The 15,910-nt window shown below is 32.4% G+C and carries 12 protein-coding genes; 3 read left to right on the top strand and 9 right to left on the bottom strand.

All coding sequences use genetic code 11. From position 1 onward, the window contains the following. Positions 1-82: 82 nt before the first annotated feature. The gene (locus OQ292_RS34015; protein WP_284688743.1) at positions 83-310 is read right to left on the bottom strand and encodes a hypothetical protein; all 228 of its coding nucleotides are present in this window, start codon (positions 308-310) and stop codon (positions 83-85) included. Positions 311-657: 347 nt separating this feature from the next. Beyond that, on the bottom strand, positions 658-2,772 hold the full coding sequence (locus OQ292_RS34010; RefSeq protein WP_284688742.1) for a catalase: 2,115 nt from the start codon (positions 2,770-2,772) through the stop codon (positions 658-660). Positions 2,773-3,310: 538 nt separating this feature from the next. Here OQ292_RS34010 and OQ292_RS34005 point away from each other — a divergent pair. Then, the gene (locus OQ292_RS34005) at positions 3,311-6,013 is read left to right on the top strand and encodes an ATP-binding protein (protein ID WP_284688741.1); all 2,703 of its coding nucleotides are present in this window, start codon (positions 3,311-3,313) and stop codon (positions 6,011-6,013) included. 278 nt (positions 6,014-6,291) lie between these two features. Here OQ292_RS34005 and OQ292_RS34000 read toward each other — a convergent pair whose 3' ends face one another. Beyond that, positions 6,292-7,743, bottom strand: coding sequence for a TlpA family protein disulfide reductase (locus OQ292_RS34000; protein WP_284688740.1), 1,452 nt, complete (start codon positions 7,741-7,743; stop codon positions 6,292-6,294). Continuing rightward, positions 7,733-9,016, bottom strand: coding sequence for a carboxypeptidase-like regulatory domain-containing protein (locus OQ292_RS33995; protein ID WP_284688739.1), 1,284 nt, complete (start codon positions 9,014-9,016; stop codon positions 7,733-7,735). The genes OQ292_RS34000 and OQ292_RS33995 overlap by 11 nt, the downstream gene beginning before the upstream one ends. A 430-nt stretch (positions 9,017-9,446) precedes the next feature. On the opposite strand from OQ292_RS33995, the gene OQ292_RS33990 reads away from it, so the two are divergent. Then, positions 9,447-9,677: a hypothetical protein gene (locus OQ292_RS33990; RefSeq protein WP_284688738.1), complete on the top strand. Its 231-nt coding sequence runs from the start codon at positions 9,447-9,449 to the stop codon at positions 9,675-9,677. A gap of 19 nt (positions 9,678-9,696) precedes the next feature. Here the strand turns inward: OQ292_RS33990 and OQ292_RS33985 are convergent, their stop codons facing one another. The 5 genes from OQ292_RS33985 to OQ292_RS33965 all read right to left on the bottom strand — a co-directional run bounded on the left by OQ292_RS33985 (position 9,697) and on the right by OQ292_RS33965 (position 14,684). Further along, positions 9,697-9,855: a hypothetical protein gene (locus OQ292_RS33985; protein WP_284688737.1), complete on the bottom strand. Its 159-nt coding sequence runs from the start codon at positions 9,853-9,855 to the stop codon at positions 9,697-9,699. 44 nt (positions 9,856-9,899) lie between these two features. Beyond that, on the bottom strand, positions 9,900-10,184 hold the full coding sequence (locus OQ292_RS33980) for a DUF6943 family protein (protein ID WP_284688736.1): 285 nt from the start codon (positions 10,182-10,184) through the stop codon (positions 9,900-9,902). A 193-nt stretch (positions 10,185-10,377) separates the two neighbouring features. Further along, complete coding sequence (locus OQ292_RS33975) at positions 10,378-12,453, bottom strand: type IV secretory system conjugative DNA transfer family protein (protein WP_284688735.1); 2,076 nt, start codon at positions 12,451-12,453, stop codon at positions 10,378-10,380. Between the two features lie 10 nt (positions 12,454-12,463). Beyond that, a complete protein-coding gene (locus OQ292_RS33970) occupies positions 12,464-14,329 on the bottom strand; it encodes a relaxase/mobilization nuclease domain-containing protein (RefSeq protein WP_284688734.1) in 1,866 nt (621 codons plus the stop codon). Then, positions 14,289-14,684 carry a plasmid mobilization relaxosome protein MobC gene (locus OQ292_RS33965; RefSeq protein ID WP_284688733.1) on the bottom strand — a complete coding sequence of 132 codons (396 nt, stop codon included), beginning with the start codon at positions 14,682-14,684 and terminating at the stop codon, positions 14,289-14,291. Before OQ292_RS33965 ends, OQ292_RS33970 begins: the two co-directional genes overlap by 41 nt. A gap of 520 nt (positions 14,685-15,204) precedes the next feature. On the opposite strand from OQ292_RS33965, the gene OQ292_RS33960 reads away from it, so the two are divergent. Then, positions 15,205-15,906, top strand: coding sequence for a ParA family protein (locus OQ292_RS33960; protein WP_284688732.1), 702 nt, complete (start codon positions 15,205-15,207; stop codon positions 15,904-15,906). Positions 15,907-15,910 lie beyond the last annotated feature (4 nt).

Here is a 15,910-nt window from a genome sequence, read left to right as displayed (position 1 = left end):
TAGATCTCAATTAACTTTCATCATAAGGCCATTTTTCTTGATTAAAATGACCTTATTTTTAAACTTAAAAGTACAGTAAACATCAATTTTGAATACGGAAAACTTCTGTTTGATGTAGAGGATTTGTACTTATTTTAGATGTCAATTTAGTTAAATAACCTTTCTGCTGCATCCAACTATCTAAATGTATATGTTGGTGGGGTAATAACATTTTCTTAGCTTTTTCATATTCTTTCTTCAACAAAAAAGTATCAAAGCTTACTTTTTCTAATACAGTCTTATAGTAGTTTAACCAAGTTGTTTCTTCCATTTTACTCAAAATTTAAATAATAATGAAAAATCAATTTTTGTCAACCTAGACATTAAAAATATCAGCTTATTTAATATACGTCTTAAAGTTTTTATCTAAGCTATGGAGGATAATAAGTAGTTTCAATCTTATACATCATTTCCAAATTTTAAACTCAAAGTTTAGTTAGTAATAATTGATTATTACTGACATATTTAAATTTTTAAAACCATATTTTCAAATTATAAACCATCTAATTCTAAAACTGAAAACTTGTCAGGTTAAACCGCAATAAAGGCAGAGTTTTCTAACTAAAAAAGCCACCTTATTATCAGTGGCTTATCAGTTAATCTAATCTCAGGGTAAACTTAAGCGGGAATAGTTTTAGCAAATGGCTCTCTTTTCCAATTACGATGCATACCAATAGCTTTTATAAACTCTTTTGGACTTTTATCTATACAAATAGCTTCATCATCTTTCAATTCTTTACCAAAAGTCTCTTCAAATAACTCTTTACCTGCTCCATCTACTGCAATCGCTTTACAATGCTTCAATGTCTCATTGATGAACTTTTTAGCTTTTGCAACCTCATTCAGAGCATCAATACTCTCTTTTCCACCTGGAATATATAATGCATCAAATAGCACACTTTCTACTGTTAAAAGAGCCGCATCCACTTTATGTTTTTCCCCTTTACTACATGTTACTTCTCCCCCATGTGTTGCTACTAATTTAACTACAGCATTTTCTTTTTCTAATGCTTTTTTCATCTTGATATATTGTGTGGAATCAAATCCATCTCCTACCAGAAAAGCAATTTGTCTTGTTGTAATACTATTAGTTTTGATATGTGTTTGGCTAAGTGCTTTTGATTTTTTAAGATAATCCTTTCGCTTGATAGGTTCATAGTTTTTGCTATCAGCGTCGGCTCCAATTGCTTGGTTAATAGGTTTTTCCACAGTCTTTGGAATTTTCATTCCTAGATTCTCAGCCACTTTCTTTGCTAACTCTTCGTCAATATTATTTATCAGCCATAACATGCGCTGTTTAATATGGTCATATGTGCATTTTCCAAGTTCAAATGAATAGGCTTCTATCACATGATTTTTTTCCCACTCTTCAAGGCTTCGATAAAATATGCCTGGTTGAGAAAAATGATCATTGAAACTCTCACTTCTGGCTCTCACTTTCCTCCCATCTTGTCTTTCTTCATAACTTGTAAATCCTCCTTCTGAGATTTTGGCTAAATATGGGCATCCTCCTCCAATTGAATTAGGGAAATAGGCAGTTTTTCCTTTATTAATAGTCATCCGCATATGAGCATCTCGTTGGTTATTGGATACCTCATTGATTGGGCGGTTTATTGGAATTTCATGAAAATTTGGACTTCCAAGACGAGATAACTGTGTATCAGTATATGAAAATAATCGCCCTTGAAGTAGAGGATCATTTGTAAAATCTACACCAGGCACAATATGACCTGGATGAAATGCTACTTGTTCTGTCTCTGCAAAAAAGTTATCAGGGTTTCTATTTAATGTCATTTTACCTATTATTTGAACAGGAACCATTTCTTCTGGTATTAGTTTGGTAGGATCAAGCAAGTCAAAATCAAATTTGTGTTCATCTTCTTCTGGCACCACCTGAATACCAAGTTCCCATTCCGGATACTGACCTGATTCAATAGCTTCCCATAAATCTCTTCGATGAAAATCACTATCAGCTCCATGAAGTTTAACCGCTTCATCCCAAGTAACAGATTTCACACCTAAAACAGGTTTCCAATGGAATTTTACAAAATGTGACTCCCCTTTTTTATTTACCAATCTGAAAGTATGTATTCCAAAACCTTCCATCATTCTTAAGCTTCTTGGTATAGCACGATCACTCATTACCCAAATATGATTGTGTAATGTTTCTGGAGTGAGAGAAACAAAATCGTAAAATGTATCATGTGCAGATTGGGCTTGTGGAATTTCTCTATCAGGCTCTGGCTTTACTGAATGTATTAAATCAGGAAATTTCATAGCATCTTGAATAAAAAAAATTGGCATATTGTTCCCGACAAGATCAAAGATCCCTTCTTGAGTATAAAATTTCACAGCAAAGCCTCTTACATCTCTAGCCATATCTGCAGAACCCTTAGATCCAGCTACTGTTGAAAATCGAGCAAATAATGGTGTTTTTCGAGATGTATCTGTAAAAATAGCTGCTTTTGTATATTTTTCTTGACTTTCATATAATTCAAAATATCCATGAGCACCACTACCTCGCGCATGAACAATCCTTTCTGGTATACGCTCATGATCAAAATGAGTAATTTTTTCTCGAAGTATAAAATCTTCTAGTAAAGTGGCTCCTCTTTCTCCAGCTTTAAGCGAATTGTTCGTATCGTTAACTTTTACGCCTTGATTGGTAGTCATTTTTTTTCCTTCTGGATTCGAAAGATTTTTGTTCAGATCTTCTTGCTTATTATTTTTCATATTGGAGATTTAATTAATGAATATTAAATCTCTAATAGAAAAATATACCAATAACTTTGTGTGGCTTAAGCCTATCTATCTTTTAGATAAATGGTATTCCAATTTCTTTTTAGCATAAGATTTATTAGTATCTTAATTTCACAATAAATCGTGCTTGACAAACAGTAATTTCAATAAACTTTTGAATATCTTAATAAATAGCCTTAAAGTTTTCGTTGCAAATAGCTAATTTGAGCAACTTTAATTCGAAGTGAAATGTAGATAATTAATACAAAAATTTTGATTACAAAAACAAATTTGCTTTCATTTTGATCAAAACTGAGAAGGAAATCCACAATAATAGGGTATTAAAATGCCCACATTAGGCTTCTATTTTCAATATTATTTAAGCCACTCCATTGAAGTGTAATTAATTTGATTCATGAGCTTTCAAATTAACTTCTCCTTTAGTAATTCTATAAATTTATTTTATCATTTTAAATGAGTGTACTACATTTGTAGTTTTATGCTTTTAAATCTGGTTTAATGTGAATGTTCAATGAAATTTAAGGGAGGGAAAATATTTAAACATCAACAATTTTCAGAAGAGTTCTTGGCTAAGGCTTTAGAAACCTGTGCTACTGAACCGATTATTACTCCTGGTTCAATCCAGCCACATGGGGTGTTGTTTGCATTAGACACTTCTAATTATAAGATCAAGTGTGTGAGCGATAATCTTTCTTATTTTTTTGATGTAACTCCCGAAGATGCACTAGAGCAATCTATTGAAACAATTCTTGGCCAGAAAAATACGCTTCTTCTTAAGCGAGTAGTAATAAACAAGCCGCTCAATCCTATACAGGCTATAAGAATTGAAATTAATGAGGTTGAGTATGATGCGAATGCATATATCTCAAATGATTTTATAGTATTTGAAATTGAGCCAGTTCCTGAAACAGATATTAATCTGAAGTACGATTTCTTTTATGATGACTTAAGAAATTTTGCTACAGCACTTAGAAAAGCAACTTCTAGAGAAGAATTGTTCGATACGGTAGTGGCACACATTCGCAGATTAACTGATTTTGATAGAGTTAAGCTTTACCAGTTTGATAGTGAATGGAATGGTAAAGTAATAGCTGAGGATAAAAAAGAGAATGTACCGAGCTACAAAGGATTGAATTTTCCTGCAAGTGATATACCTGCTCAAGCTCGCGAGTTATACTCAAAAAACTTTTTAAGAATAATTAGCGACATCAGGTATAAACCTTCTAAAATAATAGGCAGTAAAGATATAGAACACCTGTTGCCTTTAGATATGACCTATTCGGTTTTAAGAAGTGTTTCTCCTGTACATATTCAATACCTCGAAAACATGGGAGTTGGTGCTTCTATGTCTGTTTCAATTATTCAAGATGGTAAATTATGGGGCTTAATTGCCTGTCATCATTTAACCGAGAAACATATAGCCTACAGAACAAGAATGGTTACAGAACTCATGGGGCATATTTTTTCCACACTACTCTCCTCTTTTTATGATGTATCCTATAAAATAGAAAACACAAATAGAGCTTTGCTATTAAGTAAAATTTCTAAAAAGATTTTGGATAAAAACTTAAAAGATGATCAAATAGCTAATGAGCTTATGAGCATTATGAAAGCTGATGCCATGGCCATTGTGATTAAGGGAAAAATCCAACAGTTCAATACTACACTAAGCCCCGAAAAATTGGAGAAGCTTTTCGAGTATTTTAAATCGAACAGTCCTTTAGCCATATTTCAGACAAACGAAGTAGATAAAACATTCAAAGACCATGAGATCTTAAAAGAATTAGAAGGTGGTTTAATGGTAGTACCCATAAATCATTCTAATAACGATACCATCATTTGGTTTAGAAAACCTTTAAATTCAGAAGTTAATTGGGCTGGTAAACCCGAAAAGAATGTAGAAGAAACCAAAGCAGGATTTAGGCTTTCTCCAAGAAGCTCATTTAAACTTTGGAAAGAAACTATTAAAAGTAAATCGGCTCCTTGGTCTAATTTTGATGTAGAAACAGCTTTAGCCATTGTAAGGCTTATACTAGAGTATGAAAGAAATGTAGCAGAGTTGGCCAATCAAGCAAAGAGTGATTTCTTATCTAACATGAGTCACGAACTGAGAACTCCAATGAATGCTATTATTGGTGTTGCCAGTATTCTCGAAAAATCGCCAAATCTTCCATCAGAATTAAAGGAGTTTGTAAAAACACTTAATATAAGTTCAGAGTCACTGCTTACACTTATAAACGACTTACTAGACATTGCCAAAATTGAATCTAACAAGATTGAACTGGAAAATATTCCTTTCAATTTTGCCGAGATATTAGAAAGTGCAAGGTCTGTAATGTCTGTAAAAGCAAATAAAAAGCAAATAGGACTCAATTTTCATTATCCAGATAAGAGTGAGCTTTATTTTATTGGCGACCCGAATAGAATTAGACAAATACTATTTAACCTGCTCAGCAATGCGATAAAATTCACTTCTGAAGGATTCGTAAATGTGCTGTTAAAAGTTAAGTATCCTGAAAATCTTAATATATGTCATATCAACATCTATGTTTCTGATACAGGTATAGGCATGAGTAAAAAGCAAATAAATAGGATATTTGATAAGTTTACTCAAGCCGATCAAACCATTTCACGGAACTTTGGCGGCACTGGTTTAGGACTTTCTATTACCAAGTCTTTTGTTGAGATGATGGACGGAAAGATTTATGTAACTAGCCTTGAGGGAATGGGCTCACAGTTCCAAGTTGAACTTCCCCTTGAAATGCAACGCAAACAAGTGGCTAGCAAACCGAGTAAAACTTCGAAAAAACTAGCGCCTAAAACTCCTGTAAACGTCACTAAAGACAAAAAGAAAATTCTGTTAGCAGAAGATTACGAAGGCAATATCATAGTAGTAATATACTTTTTGCAACACATTGGGTACGAAACCTTTGTAGTAAAAAATGGCTTAGAAGCTATAGATAAACTAAAAGAAGATCAGTTCGATCTTGTGCTCATGGATGTACAAATGCCAGTAATGGATGGTTATGAAGCAACTCGTACTATTAGAGAAATGCAGAAGAAAAAAGAGGTAGATAAATGTCCAATTATTGGAATGACTGCTCATGCTTTTCAAGAGGACAGCAATAAATGCATTGAAGCTGGCATGGATGACTACATAACAAAGCCTTTTTCTTATGAAGAATTAGATCGTTTAATAACTAAATATCTTTAATCAAGGCTTTTTCATAAAAATCATTTAAGGCATTTCGGTGTCAATCTTCTATCATCGTTCATTTCTTCCCTAAAGACGGTGATGCTATCCATATCATTATTATGCCTTATCAAGTTGACAGCAACGTTGAAAATGGCCACCACGGAGTGACGGCAAGTGTATCCTACTACTATATCCTTACGGATTTCTACAAAAGAGCATACAGAACATGCATATAATCCCTAATTATGGATAGTTCACCCTTATATTGCCGTAAGTCAGTCTTTGTCACATCAATTTTAATAATCACTATCAATTTCATTCAATGTATGTTGTATCTCAAGGGAACTTGGTTGAGGTGCATCCATATGCAATAGGTCTCCATTTCTACCAAATAGAAGATCTCTTGGAACAGTATTCAAGTTAAACTCCGTTTTTAATAACTCATAACCTGAACTATCTACCCTGTAACTGTTGCCCTTATCAAAAGACAAATATTTTTCTTCTGCCCATTTCCAGTTTTTTGGGTCTTCGTCAATCGAAATGTAAATAAAGTCAACACCTTTCACACTATATTCTCTCTTAAGCTTTTCAAAATATGGCATTTGAATCAAACAAGGTTGGCACCATGATGCCCAAATATCTATATAAAGCAATTTACCATGATGCTTGTAGAGCAGTTCGTTGAAAGTAATGGATTCACCATTATTGCTATATACTAACCATTCGGTATCGAAGCCTTGATCGAGGTTATATTTCTTCGAAAAGTGTTCTACCCATGCCTTTTGCATAGAGTTATTGTTAAGTTCTTGCAAGGTTTCAATACCTTTTGCTACTGATAAAGTTTGTAATATCTGCTCTGTGTGCTTGAAAACAAGTAGGTCACGCATAGTCAGTGGAAACTCATTTGTTGAGGCAATAAACTCCCTTAGACTCTTTCTACCTACGGCACTTTTATTCAAACAATTATCATAAAATGTCTTTAGGAAATCGTCCCAAAAGGTATAAGCAACTGTATTGCCCATTTGGGTGGGCAAGCCAATATGTGCTTCTTTAAAAGCTTGGATTACCATCGCTTTCTTAGTACAATCAATAGAATTGATTCCATGTAAGTTTAGCAGCATGTCTAGCATCTTGTTTTTCGCATTGAAATATGATGCGGTATAGCTGTCCAATCTCTCTTTTGTAACTAGGGAATCGATAAAGTTATTTTCTAGAACAAGCTCGTTTAAAGCCTCGGACTTAACTGGTTGCAACTCCTTGGCCATTTCATCTCCAGTTATCAAACCAAAACCTCCATTTACTAGTGACCAATAATCGAAGAACCTTTCTTTAGCTGGTTCTTTTTCCCCAAACAATTCATTTTGTTTCCATTTTTCAAAATTGGTTTCATAAACAGGTACTTGCCTATTTAGAATTTTGGCTAGGGGATCTTTTGAACTAAGATCAATATATATGCTGTCCCCATTTTTAAATAGAAAATAGGAAATGAGGCCTGACTTGTCTTGTAAGCTTATATCTAGGTAAGGCCTCAAGGTCGCTATCTTTATTTGTTTTGTTTTGTCTTGAACGGTCATTTTATATGGTATAGACCAGTCATCGATATATGTTAGGAGGATCTTTTTTTTGGAAGGGTTTTCAAATGTCAGAACGATCTTGCCCTCGTCCCTTGTCTGACCGTCTTTGCAGCCCATTACCATTATTGGCATGAGCAAAATAAGAAGCAGTTTTGTTATATCACTAGTTTTCATACTTGGCAGGGGGGCTTTTGGGTGATTTGAATTGGTCATCGAGAGAGTGATGTATCTCCAAGCTTTTTTTTACACCTTGCTCCAAAGGATGCTCTTGATGCATTTTGTACTTGTTCCAAAAATCAGAGGCATACGGTTTTTCCCATTGAACTGGGGTTTTAGTCCTGTCAATAGCCTCAGTTGATTTGATTTTTTGAAAGGTTTTTGTATTTGGAGGATCAAACCAAATGGTCTCAATATCCATGCGTTCCAAGTGTATATCCCTGTCAATTATGCGCGGCTGGGTAGTCTGTATCATTTGGGGGTAATAGCGTCCGTCGAATTTTTTAAACTTCACCAATTGGGACCATTCCCCATCCCAATGACTAAATTGGTACTCGACTATAGCAAGGTCTTTTGCGTTTATTTTCACATATGTAGTGTTGTTTAAGGGCAATGGGGATTGTACTGACCGGAATGCGATTTGGTAGACAGTATCCCCATCCGTTACAATGAGGTCGACCAACTCACATTGATATTGGTCTATATATTTCTTTAAAGATGCCCAGTTAAAGTGGGTTGATGGCTGCTTGAATATCCGGAGGTAAAACTGTTCATATATTTTTTTCATGGGGTGTATGGGTACATTGAACTTTTCCACTAATGCCTCAGCAGACTTATCGATGTATATATCCAAAAGGCTGTCGCGCTCGTCCCATTCTTGAGACTGGCGGAACTCGTTGATCCTTATTTTTGCGCCAGAGGGGTCGGTACGGTATCCCTTGTCCTGAATAGTAATACTTGCCTCTTGCAAATGAGTAAACTGGTGGTCTCTTGTCGAGACTTTCCGATAAAATCCTTCTAGTTGGTGTGCCTTTTTAGGGTAGTTTTTAGGTATTTTGGAGAAGGCACTTAGCATGAGCTCTTTTAGCATGTCCTCGTCTGATCGTATTACTACTTCTGGTAGCAGCGTAGTTGTCGGAATCAGTGAGATATTTATCGGTCCATCCTGTATCGCTATTGAGGTAAGTGGCAACACCTGTTTATCAAACCCCATACAGGATATGACCAAGGAATCATAGAGAAGTACTTTCGGGAGTATGAGAGAAAAATGACCTTCTTTGTCAGTAAGATCACCGATATAGTTATTGTTTTTTAGAAAACATGCTACGTTTGCCAAGGGCTCCCCATTATCTTGAACCGTTCCTTTTATCGTAATTATATCTTGGGCAGCAGATGTTTGGGAACAAAAGAGCAACAGTATTAAAACATGATATATTTTATTCATTTTCATAGTATTAAGATATATCGTTTTTGTAACTTGACGTATCAAATTACAAAAATGCCACTTGTTTAACAATCGAAATACCATCTAGTATTACAACCAAAAGAAGAACCTACATGAATATTATAATCATAGTAACTTGTGCAACTACGTGAATTACAACTGTACCCTACTACTATACCCTTGTAGATTTCTACGATAAAACATGCACATAATCCCTATTTATGTTATGTAAAAACTTTCTCTATCCCCTTCCCTACTTTTCTAAAATACTATTCTGCCCTAACCATCCTTTTAAAAAAATTTTAGCCTCCTCTACAGCCTATTTTCTATGGTCAAAACCGCCGATTCCTGTAACTTTCAAACCATCCAAATTTTATTCTGAACCTATCATTTATTTTATTTGACAATTATTTACCTTTTCAACTATCTTTAGTTTATGGATAACTTTGATGATCTACCTTATGAAGAAAAAGTTTTTACCCTAGTGAAAAATGGGGCTTTTATTAATTCTATCAATTATTACAATCAAAAAGTAGATCTTTACCATATGAATGGAATTTTTGTTGAGGTTTTCTATCATCCTGTCTCTTCTACAATTCATGAGATTGCCACTGCTGAACCTAACAGGTTACATCTTTATTCACCTGTCGATCTAAACGAAAGTTAGATCCTAATAATAACAAAATTTACTTCCCTAGTTTTTTCCTTACTTTTTCCAGCTCTTTGCCAATTGATATCACTTCCTCTTGCTGCGACTTTGTTGCATTTAACCCATACTTTTGGGTTAATGCTGTTAATTTTTCTAGTAATTCTTTTTCTTGGCTTTCTAATGACAAGTTTCCCATAGCTATCTATTTAAAAAAACGAGAGTTAAAACTCTCGTTTAAAATTAGGTACTTCTGCTAAAATAATCATTAAGAGCGCGGCTAAAATCTTCTATGGTAAGAAATTCTATTACACTACCTTTTAGATACTTTTTAAAAATGCCAGTACTATAAACTGCTTCCACCAAATAATAGAAATATGTTGGTAATAAGACTGATTGATCTACGAGTACACCAAAACAATTTGCAGATGGGGTTTTCATAGGTTTGCCTGCATTGGAGCCTTTTGACTGGATGTAAAAATCGGCTTCAAGAGTAGAATTTGGGTGATAAGTGTGTAAAACAAACATAACAATGGGGATTAGTGTGAACAAAAAATTTGCTCACATCCCCGACTAATTGCTGGACTTCATGCAAAAGGAAACTAATTAAATCTTTATGGGGTAGTCTTTTGCTAATTGTCCTGATATTGGTCGAACTTTGTTACATTTTTTCGAATAATCTGTGCGCTGGGATATATATATTTACTTTTAAAAAAACTTATTAAATCAAAGCCTCCATAAACAATTTAGTTTCTTTCATTATATCCTTGTATACTTTATCTGCATACTTAAGAGTTTCATTATTTATATTTTGATTGGCTTTATTATCACCTTTGTAATAACGATAAATATCATCTTCAGAAAGATTACCATCTTCTTCAAGCATTGCTACAGTTGGGGATAATGGTAAAATAAGAGATTCTGCATTTTTAAAATGTGGTAAGTATGCTGCTATATCTACTTTACCCATAAATTTGCAATAGTTACCTTCAGATACCTTACCAGCAAAATAACCTTTATCTAAACCTCCGATTTCCTCATATCTCAAAAAGTTTTCAACTTGATGGTTTTCGCCTAAAGAAATATTATAACTCTCAGTCTGGTAAGTTTGACTAGTATTTTTCCGTTTATATGTACCCATAGTTTTACAAAAGTATTGTTGAGTATGATAATCGTTTAATTGACCAAAATATACATTTGACAAACTGCCTTCAATAACTCTAGCTAATTCATTGCCATACTCAAAAACGGTTTGTGCCATACTTTGCATACCTAAAGTTGTTATCATACCATTACTTCTACCTGTATTAATAAAATCCTCTACTCCAGCTAAATATAATGTGGGGGCTTCATCAGCCATAAAATGCAATGGTAACTTGTTTTGTTTATTGCAGACACTAAATACAATAGAAGTGTACAATGAAATAAGAGGTGAAAAAACTTTACGATAAAAGTTATCATTTCCAACTGCTAAAAAAACAGGTGCATTTGAATTATTTAAATCAAGACTGGTTTCTTCTTTACTAATTGCAAAAAATATATTTGGATTATGCATTTTAGACATAAAATTCTGCATGGTGGAAAATATTCCAGAAAGTTGATCTCCACCTTTTTCTTCAATTACTGGTTTTCTTATATTTTCAATCTTCGCATTTATCTGATCATCATCTAGATTAATCAACACCTGTACTTGTTTTACATAATCCATGCTCAGAAAATGAATAATGTGAGGAAGAGTAAACTTATCACCCATATACTTTTTAAATGCAAGAGTAACTGCTGAGCCATATGCAATTGTGCTTTCTGCCCAAAAGTCTGATGATTTAATCCATCGTTTATTCATACATGAAAACAAGGTATTTATATACACATCACTATGAAATACAGTTTCAATTGTATTTTTATTTATAGGAGAAAGTCGCCAAACATTGTGCAAAAAATCTCCATTAAATGTATTCATATGAAATTGTAGTGGGTAATTTGCATTCCTCTTTTTGTGATCTAAATAATAGTATAAAGCAACTTTTGTTTGTACAGGAAATTTAAAGTCATACAAAAACATTGGTATTTCCATATCTAAAGTTTGCTTAATCCATGGGTTTAAAATTGAATCTGACTTACCAGAACCAGCTGAACCCACTATTAAATTACTTCTTCTTGGATTACCATTATATACTGTAGTACCATTGTGTAATCGATTTTTAAAGTATATCGTATCATTTTTATGACCAACAATATTTGCATTTAATATTTTTTCTCGAGTACTTAAACTATCATATCCATAATCTGCATTGTTATTTACAACATTTCGAGCAAGTACAATTCGATTTATAAAAGACTCACTATTTGGAAATACAATAGGAATAGAAAAGATAAAGTCTGGATAAAATATGTAAATTAACAATAAAAAAGTAGCTTCAGCATAGAAGAAATTTGCATTATCATAAAATGAGAGACTAAAAATAACAAGAAAAATCAAAGGTATTGCTGCCATATAGAAAATAGCGTTCACTTTACTTCTTGCTTTTGATCTTTTAATATAAGTCTTTTTATGTATTAAGTCTTCTTCTGTAAGTGATACAAAAAGTAACGGTAGTAATATTATCTCAGCAAAAAATATATATTCTTTTACAATTGTCTTATTAATTACTAGAAGAAACTGATCTAAAAAATTCACTTTTTGCAGTTGATATTGCACAAAACTCAACTTTATACCTCTAGCCAATAATATATATCCTATACAAATCCATATGATTATTTGATAGTTTTTGTGATTAATATTTGAGGTTTTAGTCATTTTTTATCGATTAACGGTGAAAGTTCATTTTCAAACCCCCTCTATGAGATTGAGTTTCGAAGTGTCTCTTTAATGATTTTGCATCATCTTGATCCATAAATTTCATATCAAACTTATCTAGTATAAAGCTATTTCCTTGCTTTAAGCTCACACCAATTTCTTTGATTTTCCTACTATCAAGCAGCTGATACAGCTTGAAACTACTAACTGAGTAATATTTTTTGAAAATTTCATTCAACGTATCATTAGTGTAGAGTATTTTTCGTTTTGGCGCATATTTCCCTAGCTCTTTTATATTATATGTGGTAGCTAGACCCAAATCTTTTCCATTATCATAAAGATGAAAATTACCATTTTGAAGCCTTGTTTCAATACCTCTTTTTGCAAGATAGATGATTAATTCATCCTGCTCTTCAGAGAATCTCTTATAGTTTTTATATGCCTTAAGCACTGTTCTGGCGGATAAGATCTCTTCATGCAGAAAGTTATTTTTAAGTTTTTTCTGATTAGCTAGGCTAAAACACACAGTTGCGACTTCTATATTTACAGCACTTTTCTGATAAGGCAAAAGCTTTCCTTTTAGCTGTGAAATAACATAGTTTACAGTGTTATTATCTGCTTTTTTATTTAATAAAATATTTTTTATCGATTGAGGTAATTCTACATTTAAATGCTCTAAATACAACTCATAAAACTGCTTCAGACAACTTGTTCCTAGTAAATCACTATCAATTTTACTGAATGAATAAGTCATTCTATGATCAAATTTAATAGTATCAAATTCATTTTTGAATATCGATTGTTTTAATTCTGCTTGTGTTAAGAAGTATGAGTTTTCCTCTAAAGCAAGTTCTAAAAGTTGTTTTTTTATATCTTTCTTTAATCTAGTTTCCTTTACTGCATCAACAAAATAAGATTGATTAACGTCTAACCCATTTAAGTACAAATAACAGAATAAATAATCATCTCGAATTTGACTATTTCTAGGCTTTTTAAGCAATACTTCAATACTCTTAGCTAATTCCTCCACCCTATACCGATAAAGCTTTTTATTAAGCTCTAAATGACTTATAATACAATCATAAGTAAACTCTTTTCCTAAACTTGAGAGATTTATAGATGAAGTAATTCTTTTAACCTTTTCTTCACGATTATCAAAAAATTGATAAGTATAATCAACTATTTTAGTATTTTGGTTATTTTCTATACTGCTACTAGCTATACGAATCTGAATACCACTTTGCATTAAAAATTCATTTAAAGCCTCAAATGAAGCGAAATTACGAGACTTTGCATCTTTAATGACCCTTTTTATGTTTTGATTTAAAATTTGCTTATTTGGCTTAAAACTATATACATATGGCGATATTTCAGAATGCTTCATTATAGTTTTACCTTTCAAAGCTGCTACTGTAAGTCCATAATGAGTTTCTAATTGTTTAGATGCTTCCATGCTCCGCTTCATCATCATCCTGTCTCTCAATACTTTACCACCACTAGTTACACGATTTACAACAATGTGAATATGTGTATGTGCGGTATCATTGTGCTTTACAATGAGATACTGATTGTCTTTAATCCCCATTTTATTCAGATACTCTTTCCCTATCTGATTAATTAATTCATCATTTATCAGTGAATCATCTTCTTTAGCAAAAGCCAATTGCGCATGCCAAACAGGCTTTTTAACCCTTTTACTCAGTTTGGACTGAATTAAAAACTGACTTGCAAGCAGATTTATATCATCTGTCTCAAGTACCCCTCTTGATGATAAAACTTGACATTCTTTATCCTCATTGAGTACATATTGTAACACTCCTTTAAAGCTTTCTCCATTAGTGATTTTGGCTATCATCAGAAATAATTGATAAGTCATGAATTATATTTGAAATCTTATTTAACTTATCTTGAAGAATTTCAAGATGCCTCCTATCACCTGATTCCCAGCTCCTTGCAAGATAATTCATTGATTTGGCTAACTGGTTAATATTATTTCCCACTGCAACAAACTCCCTCCATTGTTCCATTTGTTTTTTGCTAATGGGTGAGATAACTAAATACTTTTTAGAACCTTCTAGTAACCTTTTAAAAATTTCAGTATCACTTTTTTCAACTCCTGTCCTAGCTGCAAAAGCATAAAAATCTTGCTTCTGTTGTTCACTTAACCTTACAGTGATTCGATAACTGGTAACTTCCTTACCATCTGTTGAACTCTTTGTGAATTTTTGCATAACTAAGTTTAAAAAATTTGTTTGTCCGACAAACGTCCTTCTTGCTACTCCAACCCTACTTCCTACTTTACTTTTTATAATTCCTTTTTACCTCTCTCAATTTCCCCTTCAACCTATTTAAGTTAATCCATTTTAGGTATCCCTCAAAGTCCTTAAGCCAAATTTTTACCCAATAGATTTATTCACATTAAAGAATTCTATACGAAGCATCCATCTTATATATACTATTAAGCATTTTTAGTAGATACTACAGATTTAATATTCATTAAATAATGAATAAAATACACTACATCTATAACATACATTATACATTTCATAGATATAAAATGTATACAACACATTAAATTGAATATATTCTATATTCTATATTCTATATTCTATATTCTATATTCTATATTCTATATTCTATATTCTATATTGAATAAAATATTTTTAACTTTTGATGGTTTATGTATATAATATTTGTAATATTGCATGAAGAATGTGATACGTATTATATAATATATTTTATAAAACATCTATGAAAGTTTTAAGTATAGCAACAAGAAAAGGCGGAGCAGGTAAATCAACATGGACAATGTTTTGTGCAACTAGCCTATTTCATATACTATTCAGTAAAGGTAAAAAAGTTGCTTTAATTGATTTTGATAATCAGAAATCATTGACAAATAAAAGACAAAAAGAATTAAAAAATCCTGAAGTTTTATCTATTCTAGCTGATTTATTTGATGACTATGAAAATAGACTCAAAAGTCTTTTCCCAGTATACACTTACACTTATGAAGAATACATTGAAAAATATGATACATTGAATAATTATTTCGATTTTGTCTTTCTCGATTTTCCAGGTAGAATAGAAACACCTCAAAAAGATGTACTCAAAACAATAGATAAGGTTGCAATTCCAATAGTAGCAGATGAACTAGATATTGAATCAGGAATGTCATATATGAAAATGTGTCATACCCTTAATATTAAAGCAGGCTGGTTTTTAAATAAAGAAACCAATACAACATATAATAAAGATATTAAGCAATATGCCCATAAAGATTATTTTCTTAATGTGAATCCTGATCTGGTAGAAATTAAAGGAAAAGAAGGTGAGTTGTTAAGTATTCGTGAAAGGCCAGAAATGTACAGAAAAAACAGATCTACTGTAATACCATTTGATGACAAAGAACAAAATGTATTTCATTTAATAAAATTCTTGATTAATAATTAAGTCT

The sequence above is a fragment of the Chondrinema litorale genome (assembly GCF_026250525.1).
In the GTDB taxonomy this organism is placed as follows: domain Bacteria; phylum Bacteroidota; class Bacteroidia; order Cytophagales; family Flammeovirgaceae; genus Chondrinema; species Chondrinema litorale.
The sequence above is the reverse complement of the archived record's forward strand: the minus strand, read 5'-3'. Positions and strand labels throughout refer to the sequence as shown.

Bases quoted from the DNA above. Each gene is read 5' to 3' on its own strand.
- OQ292_RS33990 (WP_284688738.1), top strand. From the start codon at position 9,447: ATGGATAACTTTGATGATCTACCTTATGAAGAAAAAGTTTTTACCCTA.
- OQ292_RS33995 (WP_284688739.1), bottom strand. From the start codon at position 9,016: ATGAAAATGAATAAAATATATCATGTTTTAATACTGTTGCTCTTTTGT.
- OQ292_RS33980 (WP_284688736.1), bottom strand. From the start codon at position 10,184: ATGTTTGTTTTACACACTTATCACCCAAATTCTACTCTTGAAGCCGAT.
- OQ292_RS33965 (WP_284688733.1), bottom strand. From the start codon at position 14,684: ATGCAAAAATTCACAAAGAGTTCAACAGATGGTAAGGAAGTTACCAGT.
- OQ292_RS33975 (WP_284688735.1), bottom strand. From the start codon at position 12,453: ATGACTAAAACCTCAAATATTAATCACAAAAACTATCAAATAATCATA.
- OQ292_RS34005 (WP_284688741.1), top strand. From the start codon at position 3,311: ATGAAATTTAAGGGAGGGAAAATATTTAAACATCAACAATTTTCAGAA.
- OQ292_RS34010 (WP_284688742.1), bottom strand. From the start codon at position 2,772: ATGAAAAATAATAAGCAAGAAGATCTGAACAAAAATCTTTCGAATCCA.
- OQ292_RS34000 (WP_284688740.1), bottom strand. From the start codon at position 7,743: ATGAAAACTAGTGATATAACAAAACTGCTTCTTATTTTGCTCATGCCA.
- OQ292_RS34015 (WP_284688743.1), bottom strand. From the start codon at position 310: ATGGAAGAAACAACTTGGTTAAACTACTATAAGACTGTATTAGAAAAA.
- OQ292_RS33960 (WP_284688732.1), top strand. From the start codon at position 15,205: ATGAAAGTTTTAAGTATAGCAACAAGAAAAGGCGGAGCAGGTAAATCA.
- OQ292_RS33970 (WP_284688734.1), bottom strand. From the start codon at position 14,329: ATGACTTATCAATTATTTCTGATGATAGCCAAAATCACTAATGGAGAA.
- OQ292_RS33985 (WP_284688737.1), bottom strand. From the start codon at position 9,855: ATGGGAAACTTGTCATTAGAAAGCCAAGAAAAAGAATTACTAGAAAAA.